This is a genomic window from Fictibacillus gelatini DSM 15865, assembly GCF_000430745.1.
GTDB classification, from domain to species: Bacteria; Bacillota; Bacilli; order Bacillales; family Fictibacillaceae; genus Fictibacillus_A; species Fictibacillus_A gelatini.
In genome coordinates this window covers 131,187-153,056 of the sequence record NZ_AUMP01000006.1, presented here as the reverse complement: position 1 = coordinate 153,056, position 21,870 = coordinate 131,187, and the positions used below count along the sequence as shown (strand labels likewise).

The window sequence follows — 21,870 nt, the reverse complement described above, 5'->3', positions numbered from 1 at the left end:
TGTCCATTTTAATGACAAAGCGGCAAAGAAATCAATTTTTTAAAAAGGCAAGAACGACCCGGGTGTTTCCCCGGGTCGCAATATCTTGTTTAATATGTGCTTTTTTCATATTGAATATGATGCAGTTTGGCAAAAATGCCGTTTTGTTCGAGCAGTTCATCATAGCTTCCCTGTTCGGCAATGCCGTCTTCGGTAACAACAACGATTCTGTCGGCATTTCGAATGGTAGCCAGGCGATGGGCAATGATGAGAGTCGTTCGGTTTTCCGCCAATTCATTTAAGGCGTTTTGAATGATTTTCTCTGTTTCTGTATCAAGGGCGGAAGTCGCTTCATCTAAAATTAAGATCGGCGGGTTTTTCAAAAACATTCTCGCAATCGCCAGCCGTTGTTTTTGTCCTCCGGAAAGTTTTAAGCCTCTTTCCCCGATTTCCGTCTCATAGCCGTCCGGCAAAGAGTGGATGAACGATTCGAGATGGGCCCGTTTAGCAGCAATTTTAATTTCTTCATCCGTTGCATCCAATTTTCCATACGCGATATTTTCGCGGATCGTTCCAGTAAATAAAAAGACGTCTTGTTGAACAATCCCAATTTGGCTGCGCAACGACTGTTTTGTCATATCGCGAATATCGATTCCGTCAATGGTAATGCTGCCCTCCTGGACATCATAAAAGCGCGGGATCAGGGAACAAATCGTTGTTTTCCCTGCACCAGACGGGCCAACGAAAGCTACGGTTTCTCCGGCTTTGATGGCCAGGTCAATTCCTGAAAGTACAGGCTGATTGGCTTCATAGCCGAAGTGGACATCTTGAAATTGAATATTTCCTTTTAAAGAGGGAACTTCAATCGCATCTTCACAGTCCTGTACATCTGGCTCCTGATCGATCAAGTCGGTGAAACGCTTAAAGCCCGCCATTCCTTTCGGGTACAATTCCATGAGTGCGCTAATTTTATCGACTGGCTTCATTAATACGTTGACATACAGAACGAAACTGACAAGTTCCCCGTAGCTTAATTGATTGTGGAAACTTAGCCATGCGCCAAACACCAGGACGATGAGAGTAATAAATCGGGTCATCATGTAAACGCTTGAGGTTGTGGAGGCCATTACTTTATAAGCGACTAGCTTCGCTTTTCTGAACTTTCCGTTGTCCTCGTCAAATCGTTTCATTTCATAAGCTTCATTCGTAAACGATTGAACGACGCGAACGCCGGATACACTGTCTTCCACCCGGGCGTTAATGTCTCCAATTTTTGTATACATGTTTTTCCACGCATTGTTCATTCGAATATTACAGAACGTTATGACCCAGACGAGGAACGGAACGACTAAAATCGTCACGAGCGCCAGCTTCACATTGATCGTCATCATAATCCAAAAGGCGCCGAAAAAGGTCATAATCGCAATGAAAAAGTCTTCAGGTCCATGGTGGGCAAGCTCACCGATATCAAATAAATCGTTGGTAATGCGGCTCATAATATGTCCCGTTTTCGTGTTATCGAAGAAGCGAAACGACTGTCTTTGGACATGGTGAAACAGCTCCTGGCGCATGTCGGTTTCAATATTGATTCCCAGCTTGTGTCCGAGGAAACTGACAATATATTGTAAAAATGTACTTAATAAATAAACGGCAAGCAGCAAAAAGCTGACCGTAAGTATCATCGACCAATTTCCGCCCGGCAATAGGCGGTCGATAAACCATTGCACGGCAACAGGGAAGGCCAATTCAAGGACAGCAACAATGACCGCACTTGTAAAATCAATGATAAATAATCGTTTATGAGGCCTGTAATAAGTGAAAAAACGGCGAATCATAGGCAAAACCCCTTCTTTTTAAAAACATACTAGGATTATACGGGAGGAAAGGAATTTTTAACAAGGGAGATGCTCGTATTTTCTGAAAAAGTGTTTTTAAAAATTGGGAGTCGGTTGATCGCTAAAGAACGAGATAGGATGGTAGGCAGAAATTATTCCCCGTCCCTATAAAACGCAAGAACTGCTCTGGCCATATTAAGAATTTTATTTTGCAATTCTTTTGGTTTAACTACTCTTATTTGATTTGCAAATCCCAGTATGTATCCTTTCGCCTCGTCTTCTGTATCGAACAAGAGCTTAACCGGGACCCAGCCTTCTTTTCTTTGATCGCCAATCGATGCGATTTGGACAAAACGATCGGTAAATTTAAGCCTTGAAACGATCGAAGGAGAAACTTCAGCCCATACTTCGAATCTCGGCAAACTCTCAATAAAAGCTTTCGTTGACGAAGCCCAATATCGGGCAAGATCAAAGTCTTTTGGCCTTTTAAATGTCTCCGCAGTAGGGACCGCGGATACAATGCGCGATGCCCGGTAATTCCTGATTTCTCCATTATCTTTGGAGGCGATGAAATACCAGCGGCTTCCTTTGGCGACAAGTCCGAGCGGCTCTACGACGCGGTCGATGATTTCTCCATCAGCCCGTTCATATGTAATTTTTAGTTTATTTTGTGTCCATATTGCATTTTTAAGAACATCAAATGAGTTGATTTTCTCTTTTCGGTTTCGCCATGTGCTCGTGTCAACATGAATGCGATTCCAGGCTTCTTTTGCATGTTCCTGGTACATTTCAGGGAGGGAAGCTATTAATTTGTTCCTGGCCTCTTCCGATGTACGCGCCAGGCCGAGATCCTCAAGTAACTGGGAAGAGGGAGGCACAAATAACGCACGGATCTCGGATTCTTTTAAACCGGTTAATGTTGTTCGGTAGTTTTCTAACAGAGACCAGCCGCCGTTTTTGCCCCGTTCTGCAACAACCGGGATGCCGGATCTGCTTAACGCTTCCATATCCCGATAAATCGTCCGTTCGGAAACCTCTAACTTCTCCGCCAATTCTTTCGCCGTTATTTGTCTATGCGCTTGTAACAATAGAAGAATAGATACTAATCGATCCCCTCTCATCAAATACCCTCCGTCATTAAATGATGCAATAAATTTATAAAAATATGACATAGGATGTCAAGAATACAATTGTATGATAAAGATATCTTAAATTTGGAAAGGGATGGGATGCATGAAACGATTAAAAGGGAAGGTCGCTCTCGTAACTGGAGGGAGCAGGGGGGCAGGCCGTGGCATTGCTGTTGAGTTAGGAAAAGCCGGTGCAACGGTTTATGTTACTGGAAGAAGTGTCGATGGAGGATCAACGAACAATTGGCCGGGAACCATCCATGAGACGGTTTCGCAAATTGAAGCTTCCGGCGGCAAAGGAATCGCTGTCCGTTGTGACCATACAAACGATTCAGATACAAAGTCGGTCATCGATCGCATTCGTAAAGAAGAAGGGAAATTAGATATACTTATCAATAATGTATGGGGCGGGAACGAGTTATCGATTGAAGAACGGCCGTTTTGGGAACTGCCTATCGAACATTGGGATACGATGTTTACTGCCGGCGTTCGTGCCCAGATCGCTACCAATCATTTTGCCATTCCATTATTGCGTGAAACTAAACATGGACTTATCCTACACACGACTTTTTGGGATGAATATAAGTATACTGGCAACTTTTATTATGATTTAGCAAAACATGCATTGACGAGAATGGCGTATGGATTGTCGATTGAGTTAAAGCGGGAGCATATTGCCGTAATCGCCCTTTCACCGGGCTTTATGAGAACGGAGCTTGTTTTGAAAGCATTTCAGACGGATGAAGATCATTGGCATGAAGTCAAGGAATTAACACAAACAGAAACCCCTCATTATATCGGCCGTGCAGTTGTAGCATTGGCAAGTGATCCACAAGTAATGAAGAGAAGCGGGCAAGTGCTAAGGGTTGGCGATTTAGCAAAGGAGTATCAGTTTACCGATATTGACGGCAAATATCACCCGGCTTTCACGATATCAAGACAGGAGGGGAACGAGAATAAGAGCCATTAATGCGATAGTACGTATAGCCGATTCCTTATTAAGGGAATCGGCTTAAATGATGTTGAATATTTTATTACTTAATTCTAGTCTCGTTTTTTAAACAATCAATAAATTTTTGAAAAGCATTCGTAAGGAACAGGTCACGGCGGTAGATGAAAAGAACGTTCGTTGTCCGATACGCTTCGGGAATGCGGTAAGATCGTATTCTTCCGCTCTGTTCCATGTCCAGCACAGTAGATTTGGGAAGAAGAGAGACCCCCAGACCGGCGGACACTCCTCTTAAAATGGCCTCTATCGTTCCGAACTCCATAATGTTATTTTCGCTAATGCCTTCTTCCCTGAGCAAGCGTTCCAATCTGGTCCGGTGAGAGCAGCCTGTACCGCAAAACAACAGTGGTTTTTTCAACAATTCTTTCAAAGTACATTCACATGGCTCAGAAATGAGGACGAGTTCTTCCTCAAATGCGGGAAGCTGATGAATATCGGGATGATCGATTGGCCCGGTAATGAAGGCGCCGTCCAGATCATATCGAAGCACTTTTTGAACGAGGTCGTTCGTAAACCCTGTAATAAGCGACAGCTTCACTTCCGGAAAACGCTGATGATAAGTAGCCAGCAGATTGGGAAGGTGAGTGGCGGCGGTCGTTTCTAATGCCCCAAGCCGAAGAGGCCCCTTTGGCTCATCCGCGAATTGAGCCGATTTCTTCGCCTCATCCAATAAATGAAGAATCCGTTCAGCATAATTTAATAAGTTTTCACCTGCGGCTGTTAACGTCATCCCTCGATTCGTTCGATAAAAAAGAGTGGTGTTTAATTCGGATTCAAGCTGCTGAATCCGGTTCGTGACATTCGATTGAACATAATTTAAAGCTTGCGCTGCCTTAGTAATGCTTCCTTCGCGTGCCACGGCTTGAAATATCCGTAAATCCCCGCTTTCCAAACTGAATCGCCCCCTCTGATATTATTTTAAATGATACCTAAATTCATTTTTGATCATTTTACATGATGTTAGAAGGCGAGTAAAATCAAATGCAATCATCTACTGAAAAGAGGGGATCACCTTGACGAAAGCACGATTTATCATTTTTATTTTAATAACGACTATAATTGGCGGTTTAAATTTCCCGATGGGCAAATTAGGATTGGAATTTTCCTCGCCGCTTTTATTGATGGCGGTCCGGTTTATTGGAGCCGGGCTAATTATGCTGCCGTTTATTTTAAAACGGCCCCATCCTAAAACATGGCACGGATGGCTGCAAATCGCCATCATCGGGTTATTTCAATCCGCTTTTGTAATGGGCGGCATTATATTAAGCATGAAGACGATCACATCCAGCAGTTCATCCATTCTATCCTCAACCAATCCGATTTGGTCGATTGTCATTGGATCTATATGTTTTGGATTACGCTATCACAAGTATCAATGGCTGGGCGTGTTCATTGGGTTTGTCGGCGTATTTATCACGTTAGGGTTTCATTTTCAGCTTCAAATCGGAACGGTGTACGGATTATTGGCCGGAGTAGCATGGGGACTTGCCACATTGTTGTCGGGTCGCTGGGGAAAAGCGCTTGATGTGTGGGTGATGACAGCCTATCAAATGGTTTTCGGCGGACTCGTTCTTTTGCTGGCAAGCCTTTTGATGGAACATCCGTATTTTTCATTTGAGCATGTTTCAGTTGCAAAAGCAGTTTTTGTTTTGCTCTGGCTCATTTTTGTAAGTTCTATCGCAATGTTCGCAATATGGTTTTATGTGCTGCAGCACTACGATCCTCAAAAGGCGAGTTCCTATTAGTTTTTAATTCCTTTTTTCGGAGTTGTTTCGAGCTACCTTATCCTGGGAGAATCCATACAATGGTATGTTCTTGTAGGAGGGGGAATGATTGCTTTGGGAATTTATCTTGTTAACCGCTCGAAACCGGCAAAATCGCCGGACCGAAAGCCTGGGCTGAAAACAAAATGCCAACGGGTCGCCCCCATGGTTAAATGCGAAGAAAGATAAAACAAAACGCACCTGAACGAAGAGAAGCTTCTTTCAGGTACGTCATCAATTTATTAATTCACTCGAACATTACACGTTGCCTTTTTGCTGCTGTCTATGGTTTTCACCGGTCGCTTTTTTTGTTGGGTAACAGAATCGAGAGAAGGATGGCCTGAACAATGGCAATTGGAATTGTTTTCATTTTTCATTTATGATGGATTTAATAGAAAATAGTTTATGTTTGGGTTAATAGGAGGAACGTATGTTACAAAAATTTGGTTTTTCACAATATGAAAGCAAAGTTTATGAAGTGTTAGTGGCCAGTGAAGAACCAATGGATGCCACAACGATAGTTAAATATTCGGGCGTTCCGAAAGCGAAAATATACGAAGTGATCTCACGCATGGTTGAAAAAGGCATGGTCATGGAAGCCATCCCGGAAAAGAAAAAGCTATATACAGCTTTGCCTTTGCCTCTTGCGATCGAAAAGCTGTCGGCAGAGTTTCAGGAAAGCATCAAGGAATTAAAGGAAAGCACACATAAAAAGACATTTGCTGATGATCGCGTCTGGAGTTTAAAAGTGGATTCGTCCATTCGGGCCCAAAGCATCCAACTGATTCAAGAAGCGAAAGAATCAATTCGGCTTTCTGCCTGGAAGGATGACTTTATCGAATACTTGCCGTTATTAGAAAAGAAAGAAAAGGACGGTGTAGCGGTAGAAGGCCTTGTCATTGGAGAATTACAAACGGGATTGTCCCATATCCATACGTTGATCCCCGCACAGGAGCATGAAGCGCTGGAAAAGTCCCGGTTGATTATTATTGATGGCGAGATCGTTCTATTTGCTGGAGTAGAAAATGAATCATGGCAAGCGATTAAGACGATGTCCCGGCCATTTGTGAAGGTGTTTACGGAATTTTTCTATCATGATGCCGCGCTGGCTAAAATTAATGAAAAGCACTACGATCTATTAATGGGCGATGAAGAGATCAGAACGATCCTTATGAGACTTCGATATTAAAAAAGGAATCTGCCTTATAAGGCGGATTCCTATTTAGCCGTAATGGTCTCTAACGCCATGATAATCATATCGTTAAATGTTGTTTGCCGTTCTTCGGCGGTCGTTTCTTCACCAGTGAAGATGTGGTCGCTGACAGTTAATATGAAGAGCGCATTAACGCCATATTTCGCCGCCAGCGTATAGAGGGCGGCTGTCTCCATCTCAACGGCAAGAACACCGTAATCGGCCAATTTTTTCACCGGTTCCATACTTTCGCGATAAAAAACGTCGGACGTTAAAACATTGCCGGCGCGAACGTTCAAGCCTTTTTCAATGCCTGTTTCATATGCTTTCTTAAAGAGATCGAAATTGGCACAAGGGGCAAAATCAAATCCCGGAAACGTTTGCCGATTCATGTTCGAGTCAGTACAAGCCGTCATGGCGATTATACAATCACGAACGTTTACCTCGTTTTGGATCGCACCGCATGTGCCGACACGAATTAAGTTTTTCACACCATATTCACGGATCAATTCATTCACATAAATTGAAATTGAAGGGACTCCCATTCCGGTTCCTTGCACAGAAACACGCTGTCCATGATAGGTACCTGTAAATCCTAACATTCCACGAACGTTGTTATAACATGTGACATTTTCCAAATATGTTTCGGCAATATGTTTGGCCCGAAGCGGATCTCCCGGCAAAAGAATATTTTCTGCAATTTCACCTTGTTTCGCTTGAATATGAACACTCATAGAATTCACCGTTACAAAAGAAGACTGTAGTCTAAAGTAACGATGTTCACCTCCCTTTAACGTTTGATTAAATCGCTTGTTTTGTTTCCGTTTGCTCTGAAACAATAGATGGAGCGGCAGGCCGCGTAATGGAGTAAACGGCACATAAAAAGGAGACAAGAACAAAAATTCCGCCAACCCATGCATTGTAAAGGACGGAATAACCTTCGATCACCATTCCTCCAATTGCTGACCCAAGCGCAATCCCGATATGCAAAGCGGATGTATTTAAGCTTTGTTGTATCTCATAAGATTCTGGTGCTGTTTCAATCAAGTAATTTTGCTGTGCCGGGGTAATGGCCCAGCTCAACATACTCCAAATAACCATCACGGCTAAAAATAAATAAAAGGAAAACGTCACAGAAGGCAGCAAGAATATGGCGACCGCAAATAAAACAATAATCGCTAAAATGCTTTTGACCGAACCCCATTTATCGGCTATCCATCCTCCAACACCTCCGCCCATCACGGCAGATATGCCAAAGACAAAATAAACAAAGCTAACCCAGGAAGCATTTAAATGCAATGCTGTTTTTAAAAAGGGGGTAAAGTATGCATACAGTGTCAAATGTCCAGTTAACATAAACATTGTTGTTAATTGGGCGCTGACAATTTTAGGCGTTTTTAACGTCAATAATTGTTTAGCTAGCGGAATTGCAGGCCTGGCCTCTATTTTCGGCATCAAAGCGTAAATGCCGATCATGGCGACAACGGTTAAAAGAGAAATCAAAATAAACGGCGCTCGCCAGCCGAAATGGTTGCCAATGACAAGACCAAGCGGAACTCCTAATACTAATGATCCACTGATTCCCATGAAAATCGTGCCGATGGCTCTTGCCCGGTATTCTTCTTTAACGATAGAGGAAGCGATCGTAATCGATAAAACAATAATAAGCGAACCGCTGGACGCTGATAAAATTCTCGACAGCATTAATATGGAATAATTGGGACTCAAGGATGCGATGACATTCCCGATGAAAAAAATAAATAAAGTCCACAAGTATAGCGTTTTTCGCTCGATTTTGGACGTCACCGTTAAAAGGATAGGTGCAGAAATAGCAAAAACAATGGAAAACATCGTGATCAGCCATCCCGCAGCGCCAATCGAAACGCGCAAGTCGTCCGCCACTACATCCAATATGCCTCCAACAATGAGTTCAACAGTACCCACCACAAAGGAAGCTACAGCTAAAATATAAACTCTCCAATTCACTTTTTACACAACCTCCTTTTGTTTTTATATGGTTACTACTAAAAGGGTAACCTAATTGATTGTAAATAACAAGTTTATTTTTGTGGTGCTGACAAAAATAAATAAGCGTTTATGTTAAATAGAGTTGAAATTTTGTTCTGAGGATCCGGTTTCAAAGACAAAACCGCGACCTGTCAGGAGGTGAAAATTTGTCTGACAGAACGGTTCTCAAGGACAAAAAAGCGGTCAAGAGATAAAAACATGTCCGATAGAACCGGTCTCAAGGACAAAAAAGCGGCAGGAGATGAAAATTTGTCCGATAGAACCGGTCTCAAGGACAAAACCGCGGCCAAGAGACTTATTTTCTCCGATAGACAGATATAAATCCCATTTAGAAAAAAGGTTTTAAAGCTTCCCTATTGAATACCCATGAGAAGAAAAAATTAATGGGGAGGCGTTTTATGAACCGAAAAGAGATTTTCCTGGAGCAATTCACCGTTTGTTATAATGAAAATAGCTGGTTTGTCGCTTTGAAAAACGCCCTGGAAGGACTAACAGCCGAGCAGGCATCGTGGAAGGAAACAGATGGAACGAATTCTATCCGGGAAATTGTGAACCATCTCGTGTTTTACCATGAACGATGGTTAAATCGCTTTAAAGGAATCGAGGTTCCGCCAGCGGAAGGAATCAACGATATGACGTTTGAGAATGCGGACGAAGAATGCTGGGAGTCAACCGTAAAACGATTGAATGCCAACCTGTCCGAGTGGTACAAAATGCTCGAAGAAAGTGATGAGAGTAAGTTCGGCCAGCCAGCCTATAAAGAAGCGGATACCCCATGGTGGTCGGTGCTCATTAACCTCACCACTCACATGGCCTACCATACCGGCCAAATTATTCATATCAGGAAACAACAAGGAATCTGGGACCCGAAGCAAGGGGTGCATTAAAAAAGAAACTCACACGCATGGTGGAATAGAGTCTATCTCACTTCCATCATGCTTTTTTTATGCTGAACAGCAGTGGTGCTGGAAAAGTAGTACTTATCTGGTGGAAGATCCTCCGATAAAATAAGCAGTATCAATTTCCGGATGAATAAGGAAGAGGGGAGGTTGTTCTGTTGCTTTTGCTATTAGTCGGCCATACCATATAATCCGTATAGCAACTTTTAGCTTTTAAGAAGGGAGAAGATAAGCATGGAAGAAAAAATAAAAATCAAAGGAGTCAACCATTTCCTGTTCTCAGTTTCAGATTTAGGGCGATCGATCCAATTCTATCAAAATGTTTTCGGAGCCAAACTGCTAGTAAAAGGCAGGAGTACGGCCTATTTTGACTTGAATGGAATATGGCTAGCGCTTAATGAAGAAAAGGACATTCCAAGAAGCGAGATCCATCAATCTTATACACATATTGCATTGACTATTGATGAGCAGGATTTCGACCATATGCATCAAAGACTGAAGGATCTTAATGTAACGATACTTCCGGGACGTTCAAGAGACGAAAGGGATAAAAAATCGATTTACTTTATCGATCCAGACGGGCATAAATTTGAATTTCACACGGGAACTCTTCAGGACAGGCTAAATTATTACAAACAGGAAAAGTCCCATATGACGTTTTATGGCTAATGCCATCCGGGCATTAGCCGGATAACGATGATTGCCGCTCCATCAGCCGTTTCAATTTCACTTCTGTAGAGGACTCCGGGGCGGGGGTGTAGACGCTGCACCGCAAATCGGCGTCACCTTGCACTTGTAGGGAGGTAAGATGGAACAACATTTTTCCCGCTTTGGCATGGCGAAATTCGATCAAGACTTCCGGAGCAGAACTGACCCGGCTATGTTCCCATAATGGCTGGAATTCAGGATCGATTCCTTTCATTTCCTCAAGGAATTGATTATACCATTCATCATCTACGTATTGTCCATAGTAAGCGCGGAAGATCGCGAGAAACCCGCTGGCAAAATGTTCCCAGTTCACCGCCAATCTCCTGAATTCTTTTCTTGTAAATAATAAGCGGATCAGATTTCGCTCTTCGATAGGGATTTGGTTAAAGTCTAAAAAGACATGGGATGCCGCTTCATTCCAGCCGACGATATAGCACCTGCGATCGGAGATGATGGTAGGGCAGTATCGCAGCTCTTGAAGAATTCTTTCTAACGACGGACTGATCTGGGGTTCTTCTTCTTTTATAAGATTGGACCCCGATCCGGTATCCAATGCTAACGAATAGAGGTACTTCCGTTCATCCAGCGTTAACTGCAGGGCGGTTGCGATACAGTCTAAAACGGATGAAGAGACTTTAATGTCCCGTCCTTGTTCAAGCCAGGTGTACCAGGTTGTGCTAATTCCCGCCAATTGGGCGACTTCCTCTCTTCTTAACCCCGGCGTTCTTCTGCGGATGCCAGCAGGCAAACCGACGGACTCCGGCGAAATTTTGGCACGTTGCGATTTTAAAAACGATGATAGTGCCTGCAGTCTTGTTTGATTGTTCATCGAACATCCCACCTTCATTACTTTATCGTAGTATTTATTATACTAGGATAAACGACAACTTGTAATAGGATAAATCGTATGCCAAGATAAATCCATAAGTAATTTCCAAAGGGGGAAGATTGAAATGGAACGAGTAGTCATCACAGGGATGGGTGTCATTTCACCGCTTGGCAATGATGTTGAGACATTTTGGAATCGTTTGGTTCAAGGCGAGTCAGGAATTACCCTTATGGATACGCTGGATGCCTCAAAATTAAAAGCGAAAATTGCAGGAATCGTCCGCGACTTTGACGCAGATAGCCAGTTTGGTAAAAGAGAAGCACGACGGATGGATCGATTTTGCCAATTTGCGCTGGCAGCAGCCAGTCAGGCATTGGAAGACTCGGGCATTTCACTTGATCAAGTGGATCGGGAACGCTTTGGTGTATATGTTGGTTCGGGAATAGGGGGCATTCAGACGCTTCTCGAGCAAAACGCTCTGTTAGATAAACGAGGACCCGACCGGGTAAGCCCGACATTAGTTCCGATGATGATCTCGAATATGGCAGCGGCGATGATCAGTATTGAATTTGGGGCGATTGGCCCGACCTTATCGCCTGTGACTGCCTGTTCCATTGGGAATACAGCGATTGGTGAAGCAGCAAGGTTGATTCGGTCAGGCGGCGCCGATATCATCATTGCCGGAGGGGCGGAAGCGGCAATTACTGAACTATCGCTGGCGAGCTTCGGCAATGCAAAAGCGTTATCAACCCGAAATAAAGAACCGCAAAGAGCTAGCCGTCCGTTTGATGCGGAAAGAGACGGGTTCGTCATGGCGGAAGGAGCGGGTATTTTAGTGCTGGAATCCCTCTCACATGCATTAAAGAGAAACGTCCGGATTTATGCGGAAGTGATCGGCTATGGGGCTAGCTCCGACGCCTATCATATGGTTGCCACCCATCCAGAAGGAATTGGTGCCTACCAGGCGATGAAATCAGCGCTTCTGGATGCAGGCATTTGTCCTGATGAAGTCGATGTCATCAGCGCCCATGCAACAAGCACCGAGATCGGGGATAAATCAGAAACGGCAGCGATCAAAAAGCTTTTTGAAAAAAGCGCTTATGAGATTCCAGTTACAGCGAACAAGTCGATGATCGGACACATGTTAGGGGCTGCAGGCGGAGTAGAAGCGATTGCTCTGGCAAAAAGCCTGCAAGAGGGAATCATCCCGCCGACCATCAATTACGAACACCAAGACCCTGATTGCGATTTAGACTATGTGCCAAATACGGCCCGCAAGAAGAATCTTAAGATTGGAATATCCAACTCATTTGGTTTCGGTGGGCACAATGCCGTTATTGTTTTAAAAGCATATGAAGATAACAGGCGATAGACTAAGAGCAAGCGGAAAGCGTTATGCTCTGTGCCTGTTTTTCTAGTAGAGCCTGTTCCAAATGTATGGGACAGGCTCAAGAAATTACCGGACACCTTTCATAAACCTTTGAATTTTAGGTGAGATCAGAAAGAGGATAACTCCGAGAAGGACAGAGATCATGCCGATTGTGCCAAAGTAAGTTTTTTCCGTATCCGCACTGTACAGTCCGACAATTTGGGCGTTGATCGCCTGGGCGGATGCGTTGGATAAAAACCATAAACTCATCGTTTGGGCTGAAAATGCAGCCGGCGCCAATTTCGTTGTTGCGGATAGTCCAACAGGTGACAGGCATAATTCTCCTATAACAACTAAGAAAAAGCTAAGTACCAGCCAGAGAGGATTGGCCAGGGACTCTTTTCCGTTTATAAATGCCGGGAACAGCATAGTTAGAAAAGATAATCCGGCAAAAAGTAATCCAAAAGAAAATTTTCTCGAAGTGGAAGGCTGGCGGTTTCCGAGCTTCACCCAGATCCATGCAAATACAGGTGCGAAAATAACGATAAATAAAGGGTTCAACGATTGAAACCAGGACGATTGGATTTTCATCCCGGCAAATGACAACTGCGTGCGCTGGTCCGCATATTGAGCTAAAATGATGGATCCTTGCTCTTGAATGGCCCAAAACATAATCGCTGCAATAAATAGCGGAATATAGGCAAGGAGACGTGAACGCTCCACATCTGTCGTTTTCCGGCTGCGATACATAACGATAAAATAACAAGTGGGAATGATGATGCCTAAAATACTAACAAGCATTGTAAACCGTTTGATCGTTAAAATTCCAGTTGGAATCGTTACTGCGGCTAGAATGATGATGACGATTAAACCAATTGCAAACCGGACGAACACTTTCTTTTTCTCATCTGGAGAAAGTGGGTTGGGCACTTGTGTACCGGCCAATCCAAGGTTTTTCTTTTTTGTCATAATAAACATGACGAGTCCTAAAAACATTCCGACCGCGGCAAGACTGAACCCAAGGTGGAAATTGTAGGTTTGGCCGATTGTTCCAACAACTAATGGAGCTACAAGCCCGCCCAGGTTAATCCCCATATAAAAAATACTGAATCCAGCATCCCGGCGATTGTCTTCTTCGCTATACATGTCCCCGACAATATTCGAAACATTCGGCTTTAATAAGCCTGTCCCAAGTACGATCAAGACCATAGAAATAAATAAAGCGCTTATGCTTCCCGGAAAGGAAAGCACAATGTGGCCGAACATGATCAAAATGCCGCCGTAAAAAACGGTTCGGCTCGCCCCTAAGATGCGGTCCGCAATCCAGCCCCCAATAATTCCCGACATATAAACGAGCGATCCGTAAATCGCCATAATGGAAGCAGCCGTACCTTGATCGATTCCCAACCCGCCTTTAGAAACTTCATAGTACATATAAAAAATAAGAATGGCCCTCATTCCGTAGTATGAAAAACGCTCCCAAAACTCCGTGAAAAATAGGGTGAATAAACCTTTAGGATGTCCGAAAAAGCCCTTTTGTGGAACACTTTGCACAATCTCTTCTTTATTTTTAGCCGACATTAGTTTCTACCTCCTTAATCACTCGCTGAAGCTTGTCGAAAAGTCAAAAAAGGAATACTTCAATGGTTAGAGAATAAGTAATCGTCCATACAAAAACAAGAAAGGGTTATCGATTAATGGCTAAAGCAGATAATATGCTTTCTATTTTGTGGCTGCTTCAAACTAGAAAACGAATGACTGCAAAAGATATAGCTGAAGCGTTAGAAATCAACATACGAACCGTTTATCGCTATATCGATTCATTATGCGCAAGTGGTGTTCCCATTATTGCTGATTCCGGACATAATGGCGGGTATAGCCTATTGGAAACTTTTTCGGAAACTCCGCTATTGTTTGATTTGAATGAACAAAAGGCTCTCATTCACGCCGCTTTATTTGCTCAAGAAGCAGGATACCCTTTTCGCGATGTCTTGAAACATGCCATTTTAAAATTAAAGCGTCATGCGAACAAAGAGCAATTACATACAATTAACAAGCATATGATGGGGTTTGATGTCATCCCCCCGCCGTCTAATTCTGCTTTGGAAACGACCCTGCAAGAGTTAGAGAAAGCTGTCGCAAACAGCCGAACGCTCTTAATGGAGTACGATAAGGGTGACTCTCCAAAAACAAGGCATATTGATCCTTATGGGCTAATTTATTGGAAAGGGAAATGGTATATTGTCGCGTATTGCCATCTCCGCTCAGAAATTCGAAGTTTTCGTGCTGACCGAATTCGCACGCTATCATCTACCGGCTCTTTTTTTCAACGGCCATCCGGGTTTTCCGCCCGCCGCTTTTTCCTGCGAAATCTGCTGCCAGACTTAGAAAAGAAAGAACAACTAATATCCGTCCGTATTGAGGGCAAGGAGCAAGCCCTTAACGAATTATGTGAACATTGGCTTTTTAGCCATGCTTTAATCGAACGGTCATCCAATCAAGCGCATTTTATGCTGGATGAAGGCGTGATTTATTCGTATGTTCCTTACTTTCTCATGCCTTATGGAAAGTCCATTAAAATCGTAGAACCTTCTTTATTAAAAAAAAGAATGGTAGCTGTGATGACAGAATTGCTGAATTACTATGAATCGATGCAACTCCACTGACTGTAACTGTCAGGGAAGTTTGTTTATACTAGTTACATAAAAAACGAGGAGGAATGAACCATGGATCAAGTTAAGCAATTCATGGATAACTGGCTCAGGCATCGGAACGTGCTTGAAAAACTAATTGAAACCATTGGCGATGAGCATGTCAGCTTTAAACCGTGGGATGGTGCGATGGCGCTTGGCGAGCTCGTTTTGCATACCGTCTATTGGAATGACACATTTATCTCTTTGCTAAAGACGGGACAATTTGAGGCACCGGAGATAAGCGATTGCCAAACGATGAAGGAAGTCCGGCAAAAGGTCAGCGAGCTTACGGAAAAGACGAAAGATTCTTTTGCATCACTGAATGACGAGGTGCTTGAGGCTGAATTTACGTTTTTAAATTTCCCAGGCACTGGGAGGACATTCCTCACGATGATGTACGACCATGAAATCCATCATAAAGGCCAACTTTTTGTTTATGCCCGGTTGATCGGCGTGAAAGATTTGCCGTTTTTCCGCGATTATAAATGACCTTTTTTATGAAGCTGTTGCAACTCAGGCTGTTGGTCAAGGATTTTAAGAAAAGCGCCGAATTTTATAGGGATGTATTGGAACTGCCGGTTGGGTGGTATGAAGAAAGCATGGAATATGCCATTTTCAATAATGGAGAAACGAAAATCGAGCTTTTGTCCCGTAACGCGATGGCTCAAGTGATAGGGGAGGAAAATGGTTCTGAAGAAGCAGTGCCTTTTCACTTTTTGCTTCAGTTTAATGTAGAAGATGTGGATTCGGTCTATCAACACTTGCAAGAAAAGGGAGTTAACTTTTTGACAGAGCCGCACGATCGTAAAGAATGGGGAGCCCGTATTGCGCATTTCCGTGATCCTGAGGGCAACTTGATTGAAATTTATAAAATGCTGTAACTATTTTATCCAGAGGAGGAATGTTCAAGTGAAAGACAAGGCATTGAAATTGTACAATTACCACGTTTGGGCAAATAAAAAAGTTTTTCAACATTTAAAAGAGCTGCCAGGGGATCTTGTAACGAAGGAAATCCAGAGCGTGTTTCCATCTATTTTTGAAGCGTTGACCCATGTTTATGTGGCCGATAATGTTTGGCTTGGGGTAATGGCTGAAGAAAGCTTTGATGAAATCAGGATGAAAGCCGACCAATTAACGGAAGAAGCGAAAGGGAAAAGTATTGAGGAACTTGAGCAGCTTTTTGAAGAATGTTCCGAGCGCTATCGATCATTTTTAGAAAGCCAGGACGATTTCGACAGGATCATTTCACCTGAACACCCTCGATTTGGAAAATTGGATACAAAGCTTTTCGAATTGATCCAGCATGTCGTCAACCATGGAACGTATCATCGCGGAAACATTGCGGCGATGCTCCGGCAAATGGGCCACCCTGGCATTCCGACTGATTATATTTTTTATTTAATGGCTACCAATGCAAACGTTTAATCAATGGAAAAGCTGTTTGCTTACTTTCGGCAAACAGCTTTTTTCTCATGGCTTGAGCACGACTTTAACGCAATTGTCTTCACGGTTGTTAAAGATTCGGTACCCATGGCCTGCTTCTTCTAACGGCAATTGATGCGTAATTATCTCTTTCGGGTTGAATTCATTATTCATAATTTTTTCAAACAGTTCAGGCATAAAGTGAATAACCGGTGCCTGTCCCATTTTCAATGTAATATTTCTTGTAAAAAAAGCTCCTAATGGAAAAAGGTTATAATTACCTCCATAAACCCCTGTTAATTGAACGGTTCCGCATTTTCTCACCGCTTTAGTTGAAATTTGGATCGGTCCGAGGGTCCCGCCCTGCAATTTTAACTTTTGTTCGAGATATTCAAGTGGGGACTTTTTTCCGTCCATTCCGACACAATCGATGACAACATCCGCACCGCCGTGCGTAATTTCCTTTAAGTGCTCGCCCATGTCAGGAAATTTGGTAAACTCAAAAACCTCCACGTTGTTTATCTTTTTGGCGTAATTTAATCGGTAGTCTAAATAATCAACCGCAATTACACGTTTCGCACCTTTCATCCAGGCAAATTTTTGCGCCATCAAGCCTACGGGGCCGCAGCCAAGCACAATGACAGTATCCCCTGGCTTTACTCCGCTATTAACCACACTCCAGTAAGCAGTAGGAAGAACATCAGATAAAAAAAGAAGAGATTCATCTTCCAGTTCACATGATTCTGGAATGACAAAAGGTGTGAAATTCCCAAAAGGCACTTTCAAATATTCGGCCTGGCCGCCTGGATGATTGCCGAACTTTTCTGTATAGCCAAAATATCCACCAGAATCATAATGGGGATTTGAATGGTCACATTGGCTTTCCATCTCATGTTTACAATAAAAGCAATGGCCGCACGCCACGGTAAATGGAATAACCACCCGGTCTCCTTTTTTTACTTTTGTGACTTCAGAACCTACTTCTTCCACAATCCCCATCGGTTCGTGGCCAATAATATAACCATCGCGCAATGGGAAATTCCCTTGATAAATATGCAAATCTGACCCGCAAATCGCTGTTGAAGTAATTTTGACAATAATGTCATCCTTTTTTTCGATTTTTGGATCATCTACCTTGCTAACTTCTACATGTTGTGGTCCTTGATAAGTGACTGCTTTCATCGTACACACTCCAATCTGCTAAAGTACCTTTTTAGTATTTATTAAGAGAGATGAAACATACTAATTGGCAAAAGAAACAGGAAAGAGTGATTAAGATCGAAACGAACAAAAATAACGGAATGGAAGATACAATGGAAAATAAATGGATCCCGATGACATCCATTACAAGCGGAAAAGGGCAGGAGGTAAGGCGGGACATTTACTGTCTCCCCATTCAAATCGTGAACGTTTGTTTTATCGGGGATGTTGACCGCCCAAACGAATGGGTGTTGGTCGATACCGGAATGCCAGGATGTGCTGATAAAATAATAGAAGCGGCCAACGATCGGTTTGGCGAAAACAATCAACCGAAAGCAATTATTTTGACCCACGGTCATTTTGATCACGTTGGGGCAGTAGTTGATTTAGTAGAAAGATGGAAGGTGCCCGTTTACGCTCACGAGCTGGAACTTCCTTTTTTAACCGGAAAATTGAACTATCCCGAACCAGATGGAACGGTTGAAGGGGGACTTGTGGCAAAAATGTCTCCGATGTTTCCGAATGAATCGGTGAATCTAGGAAACCATGTAGCACCTCTTCCTTCTGAGGGTACGATTCCTGAAATGCCGGGTTGGCGGTGGGTTCATACTCCTGGTCACACACCTGGACATGTTTCATTCTTCCGGGATGAAGACCGGTCCCTCATTGTCGGTGATGCTTTTGTCACGGTCAGACAGGATTCCCTTTATGAAGTGCTCACGCAAAAACAGGAGATCAATGGACCACCAAGATATTTTACGACGGACTGGCAGGAAGCATGGGATTCAGTGAAAAAGCTGGAAGCGTTAAAGCCAGTAGCTGCGGTAACCGGTCACGGATTGCCCATGATGGGAGAAGAACTGGCAAGGGATTTGCGAAAACTGTCTGCAGAATTTGACCGGCTGGCGATTCCTGATTATGGCCGTTATGTTGACGGGGAGCAGTCTAAACAATAGTAGAAATACCTGAAAAGCCATGCCTATGTGCGTGGTTTTTGTTTTTTGCTGCGTTTTGCTTCAAATGTTAAAATGGAAATATATTGAATGAATACTCATTCTATTCTTTCTAAAGGGGAAGTTGAAATGATCCAAATAAAAGAGATTACCGACAACCAAAAAGAGGAAATAAAAAATCTAATGATCAAAAACTGGGGAAGCACGAAGATGGTTTCTAGAGGGATCATTCATGACCTTTCGCAATTGCCGGGTTATGTGGCGGCTGAAAGAGATGAAATTCAAGGGATCATTACTTATCATATATACCAGGATGAGTGTGAAATTGTATCGCTAGATAGTTTTCAAGAAAACCGCGGGATTGGAAGCCGGTTGCTTGATGCGGTTATTGAAAAGGCAAAACGTACAGGATGCGGCCGCGTCTGGCTAATTACGACGAATGATAATTTGCATGCGATGGGGTTTTATCAAAAAAGGCATTTTTCGATGAAGGCATTGCATTTAAACGCGGTCAATGATGCGAGGAAGCTAAAGCCAGAAATCCCTCTTTATAGTGAAGAGGGAATCCCTATTATGCATGAAATAGAATTCGAACGGTTATTCATTTAACATCGAAAGAGGAGCAACAATCAGCTCCTTTTTATTTTTTTAGACCATAAGAGCAAGAAAAAGGACGAATAGTGTTCAAGTTCTTGTTAAACTAAGGAAAACAAATGAAAATACGATGATCATCACTCAGGCTAAAAGGTGAGGGGTATGACATGGCGAACTTAAATCTGACATTTGATGAGATGTGGGACATTATTATTGCTTGTGACCGCGCATATGACGGGTTATTTTTTACAGCAGTGAAAACGACAAAAATTTATTGTCGCCCTTCCTGTCGGTCAAGAAAACCGAAGAAAGTGAATGTAGAGTTTTATGGTGATCTCCAGGAGGTGGAAAATGCCGGTTATCGCGCATGCAAAAGGTGCCAGCCCGAAGTAGGCCATTCTCCGCAAGTCGAACTTGTCAAACGTATTACAGCCTTCATCGTACAACATTATAAGGAAAAACTGGTGCTTCAGGACATGGCGGATCATGTGGGCATCAGCCCTTTTTATCTTGAACGAATGTTTAAACAGGAAACATCGCAAACGCCGCGGGAGTATTTAGAGAAAATAAGGGTGGATAAGGCGGCACATCTTTTAAAAAACACGGAACTGACGAATCTTGAGATTTGTTATGAAGTTGGATTTCAAAGCCCTTCTAATTTTTATAAAGTGTTTCGTCGGTTGAAAAAATGTTCTCCAGGTGAATACCGAAGTGAAAAGGAGCAGTTGTATGGATTGGATTGACCGTGGCACATCGATTGAGATTATTCCGCCTTCGGAGTTTGATTTTAAGGAATGCCTCGTTTACCTGGAAAGGTCGGACCGTGAAGTGATGCATCAAGTTCGAAACGGATTTCTATATAAGCTGATAAAAGCGAATCAAGAGCCGGTCCTTTTAAAAATAGGAAAAAGCAGCGATGCCATTCATGTTGAGTTTCCGGCCAATTATCCATCAAGCAAAAGCCGCCGGGAAATAGCAGCTTATGTATGGGAACTGTTTGATTTAGAGCGGGATTTAACCCCCTTTTATGAAATGGCCAGCCGAGATAAAGTATTGCATACACTTATTGACAAGTACCACGGTTTGCGGATTATTCGCATCCCGGATCTGTTCGAAGCATTGGCATGGGCCATTATCGGCCAGCAAATCAATCTAGCCTTCGCGTATACGTTGAAAAAGCGGTTTGTTGAGCAGTACGGAGAAAAACTTGCATATAAAGGTTTCGATTTTTGGTTATTTCCTGACGCTCAAACGATTGCGTCCTTAGAGACGGATGACTTAAAGGGTCTGCAGTTTTCAGCCAGGAAAGCAGAATATATGATTGGCGTGGCAAAAGAGATGGCGAGCGGCAAGTTATCAAAAGAAAGCTTGCTTCAAAAAAATGATCTGGGTGAAATGCAAAAAGCGCTTATTGCCATAAGAGGGATAGGAGCATGGACGGCTGACTATTGCATTATGAAATGCCTCAATTCTACAGCCGCTTTTCCGATTAGCGATGTTGGGCTTCATAATGCTTTAAAGATGCAGTTAGGTATGAATCGCAAACCGGCCATTGAAGAAATCAAGGAAATCGCGGCCAATTGGAAAGGCTGGGAAGCATACGCCACCTTTTATTTATGGAGGTCACTTTATGATGAAGGTCTATAAGCATTATTATGATTCACCTATTGGTTCAATTGAGATAAAAGGCACAAATGAGGCGATTTGTTCGATCATGTTCTGTGACAAGAGCGAATCCGATATTGCCGGGACGCCACATGTGCTAATGGATTGCCGTAATCAGCTTGATGAATATTTCAAAGGCAATCGCCGTGAATTTACGTTTCCTTATGTTTTAGTGGGTACGGAATTCCAACGAACGGTATGGAACGCACTAACAAAAGTTACATATGGCACTATAGGAACCTATAAAAATATTGCAGAAGCTATCGGAAATCCGAGGGCCATCAGGGCGGTAGGAAGTGCCAATGGAAAAAACAAATTGAGCATCGTTGTTCCATGTCATCGGATCATCGGTTCCAATGGGGCTTTGACAGGATATGCCGGAGGCCTGTGGAGAAAAGAGTGGCTTCTTCAGCATGAGAAAACGTTTCAATGAGAAGAATGCTCTAAATCCTTAAGAGCATTCTTCTAGTGGGATGAACGATGTGATTAACAACAGCAAAACAATTTTAATGGCAGAATTCCGCGGGCAGATAAGACGAGTTAGCCAGGCACCTGGATGGTTGTGGGAAGATACTCTCCATTGTTGGAAAGGAACGGTTTGG

At 43.1% G+C, this 21,870-nt stretch carries 23 protein-coding genes; 15 read left to right on the top strand and 8 right to left on the bottom strand.

The window, feature by feature from the left end:
- Positions 1 to 89 precede the first annotated feature (89 nt).
- Together H538_RS0110225 and H538_RS0110220 are read right to left on the bottom strand one after the other, a co-directional pair.
- Complete coding sequence (locus H538_RS0110225) at positions 90 to 1,814, bottom strand: ABC transporter ATP-binding protein (RefSeq protein ID WP_026677513.1); 1,725 nt, start codon at positions 1,812 to 1,814, stop codon at positions 90 to 92.
- Positions 1,815 to 1,966: 152 nt separating this feature from the next.
- A complete protein-coding gene (locus tag H538_RS0110220) occupies positions 1,967 to 2,935 on the bottom strand; it encodes a helix-turn-helix transcriptional regulator (protein ID WP_026677512.1) in 969 nt (322 codons plus the stop codon).
- Positions 2,936 to 3,047: 112 nt separating this feature from the next.
- Here H538_RS0110220 and H538_RS23545 point away from each other — a divergent pair, with 112 nt between their 5' ends.
- Positions 3,048 to 3,914 carry an SDR family NAD(P)-dependent oxidoreductase gene (locus H538_RS23545; RefSeq protein ID WP_051291418.1) on the top strand — a complete coding sequence of 289 codons (867 nt, stop codon included), beginning with the start codon at positions 3,048 to 3,050 and terminating at the stop codon, positions 3,912 to 3,914.
- A gap of 64 nt (positions 3,915 to 3,978) precedes the next feature.
- On the opposite strand, the gene H538_RS0110210 is transcribed toward H538_RS23545, so the two are convergent.
- Positions 3,979 to 4,845: a LysR family transcriptional regulator gene (locus H538_RS0110210; RefSeq protein ID WP_026677511.1), complete on the bottom strand. Its 867-nt coding sequence runs from the start codon at positions 4,843 to 4,845 to the stop codon at positions 3,979 to 3,981.
- Positions 4,846 to 4,966: 121 nt separating this feature from the next.
- Between H538_RS0110210 and H538_RS23540 the strand changes: the two genes are divergently transcribed.
- Both H538_RS23540 and H538_RS0110200 read left to right on the top strand, forming a co-directional pair.
- Complete coding sequence (locus H538_RS23540; protein ID WP_051291417.1) at positions 4,967 to 5,698, top strand: DMT family transporter; 732 nt, start codon at positions 4,967 to 4,969, stop codon at positions 5,696 to 5,698.
- A gap of 448 nt (positions 5,699 to 6,146) precedes the next feature.
- Complete coding sequence (locus H538_RS0110200; protein ID WP_026677510.1) at positions 6,147 to 6,905, top strand: TrmB family transcriptional regulator; 759 nt, start codon at positions 6,147 to 6,149, stop codon at positions 6,903 to 6,905.
- A gap of 29 nt (positions 6,906 to 6,934) precedes the next feature.
- Here the strand turns inward: H538_RS0110200 and deoD are convergent, their stop codons facing one another.
- Positions 6,935 to 7,642 (bottom strand): purine-nucleoside phosphorylase, encoded by a 708-nt coding sequence (gene deoD, locus H538_RS0110195; RefSeq protein WP_026677509.1) that lies wholly within the window; start codon positions 7,640 to 7,642, stop codon positions 6,935 to 6,937.
- A gap of 67 nt (positions 7,643 to 7,709) precedes the next feature.
- Entirely contained in the window at positions 7,710 to 8,894 is a 1,185-nt protein-coding gene (locus H538_RS0110190) for an MFS transporter (RefSeq protein ID WP_026677508.1), read from the bottom strand.
- A gap of 440 nt (positions 8,895 to 9,334) precedes the next feature.
- On the opposite strand from H538_RS0110190, the gene H538_RS0110180 reads away from it, so the two are divergent.
- A complete protein-coding gene (locus H538_RS0110180) occupies positions 9,335 to 9,823 on the top strand; it encodes a DinB family protein (protein WP_026677507.1) in 489 nt (162 codons plus the stop codon).
- Positions 9,824 to 10,069: 246 nt separating this feature from the next.
- A complete protein-coding gene (gene fosM / locus H538_RS0110175; protein WP_407636384.1) occupies positions 10,070 to 10,504 on the top strand; it encodes a FosM family fosfomycin resistance protein in 435 nt (144 codons plus the stop codon).
- A 13-nt stretch (positions 10,505 to 10,517) separates the two neighbouring features.
- Here the strand turns inward: fosM and H538_RS0110170 are convergent, their stop codons facing one another.
- A complete protein-coding gene (locus H538_RS0110170) occupies positions 10,518 to 11,372 on the bottom strand; it encodes a helix-turn-helix transcriptional regulator (RefSeq protein WP_026677505.1) in 855 nt (284 codons plus the stop codon).
- Between the two features lie 124 nt (positions 11,373 to 11,496).
- Between H538_RS0110170 and fabF the strand changes: the two genes are divergently transcribed.
- Positions 11,497 to 12,744, top strand: a complete 1,248-nt coding sequence (gene fabF, locus H538_RS0110165; RefSeq protein WP_026677504.1) for a beta-ketoacyl-ACP synthase II — start codon at positions 11,497 to 11,499, stop codon at positions 12,742 to 12,744.
- 84 nt (positions 12,745 to 12,828) lie between these two features.
- Here fabF and H538_RS0110160 read toward each other — a convergent pair whose 3' ends face one another.
- A complete protein-coding gene (locus H538_RS0110160) occupies positions 12,829 to 14,322 on the bottom strand; it encodes a peptide MFS transporter (protein WP_026677503.1) in 1,494 nt (497 codons plus the stop codon).
- A gap of 116 nt (positions 14,323 to 14,438) precedes the next feature.
- On the opposite strand from H538_RS0110160, the gene H538_RS0110155 reads away from it, so the two are divergent.
- The 4 genes from H538_RS0110155 to H538_RS0110140 are packed head-to-tail and all read left to right on the top strand — an operon-like array spanning position 14,439 to position 16,859.
- The gene (locus tag H538_RS0110155; RefSeq protein WP_026677502.1) at positions 14,439 to 15,407 is read left to right on the top strand and encodes a helix-turn-helix transcriptional regulator; all 969 of its coding nucleotides are present in this window, start codon (positions 14,439 to 14,441) and stop codon (positions 15,405 to 15,407) included.
- Between the two features lie 60 nt (positions 15,408 to 15,467).
- Positions 15,468 to 15,923: a DinB family protein gene (locus H538_RS0110150; RefSeq protein WP_026677501.1), complete on the top strand. Its 456-nt coding sequence runs from the start codon at positions 15,468 to 15,470 to the stop codon at positions 15,921 to 15,923.
- Positions 15,924 to 15,931: 8 nt separating this feature from the next.
- Positions 15,932 to 16,315 carry a VOC family protein gene (locus H538_RS0110145; RefSeq protein ID WP_026677500.1) on the top strand — a complete coding sequence of 128 codons (384 nt, stop codon included), beginning with the start codon at positions 15,932 to 15,934 and terminating at the stop codon, positions 16,313 to 16,315.
- 28 nt (positions 16,316 to 16,343) lie between these two features.
- Positions 16,344 to 16,859: a DinB family protein gene (locus H538_RS0110140; protein WP_026677499.1), complete on the top strand. Its 516-nt coding sequence runs from the start codon at positions 16,344 to 16,346 to the stop codon at positions 16,857 to 16,859.
- A 45-nt stretch (positions 16,860 to 16,904) separates the two neighbouring features.
- On the opposite strand, the gene H538_RS0110135 is transcribed toward H538_RS0110140, so the two are convergent.
- Positions 16,905 to 18,038 (bottom strand): zinc-dependent alcohol dehydrogenase, encoded by a 1,134-nt coding sequence (locus H538_RS0110135; RefSeq protein WP_026677498.1) that lies wholly within the window; start codon positions 18,036 to 18,038, stop codon positions 16,905 to 16,907.
- Between the two features lie 119 nt (positions 18,039 to 18,157).
- On the opposite strand from H538_RS0110135, the gene H538_RS0110130 reads away from it, so the two are divergent.
- From H538_RS0110130 to H538_RS0110110, 5 genes are all read left to right on the top strand, one after another.
- Positions 18,158 to 19,012 (top strand): MBL fold metallo-hydrolase, encoded by an 855-nt coding sequence (locus H538_RS0110130; RefSeq protein WP_026677497.1) that lies wholly within the window; start codon positions 18,158 to 18,160, stop codon positions 19,010 to 19,012.
- 126 nt (positions 19,013 to 19,138) lie between these two features.
- Entirely contained in the window at positions 19,139 to 19,618 is a 480-nt protein-coding gene (locus H538_RS0110125) for a GNAT family N-acetyltransferase (protein ID WP_026677496.1), read from the top strand.
- Positions 19,619 to 19,770: 152 nt separating this feature from the next.
- The gene (locus H538_RS0110120) at positions 19,771 to 20,346 is read left to right on the top strand and encodes a bifunctional transcriptional activator/DNA repair enzyme AdaA (protein ID WP_026677495.1); all 576 of its coding nucleotides are present in this window, start codon (positions 19,771 to 19,773) and stop codon (positions 20,344 to 20,346) included.
- Entirely contained in the window at positions 20,333 to 21,250 is a 918-nt protein-coding gene (locus H538_RS0110115; RefSeq protein WP_026677494.1) for a DNA-3-methyladenine glycosylase family protein, read from the top strand. The genes H538_RS0110120 and H538_RS0110115 overlap by 14 nt, the downstream gene beginning before the upstream one ends.
- Positions 21,234 to 21,701, top strand: a complete 468-nt coding sequence (locus tag H538_RS0110110) for a methylated-DNA--[protein]-cysteine S-methyltransferase (RefSeq protein WP_026677493.1) — start codon at positions 21,234 to 21,236, stop codon at positions 21,699 to 21,701. Before H538_RS0110115 ends, H538_RS0110110 begins: the two co-directional genes overlap by 17 nt.
- Positions 21,702 to 21,870: the final 169 nt, after the last annotated feature.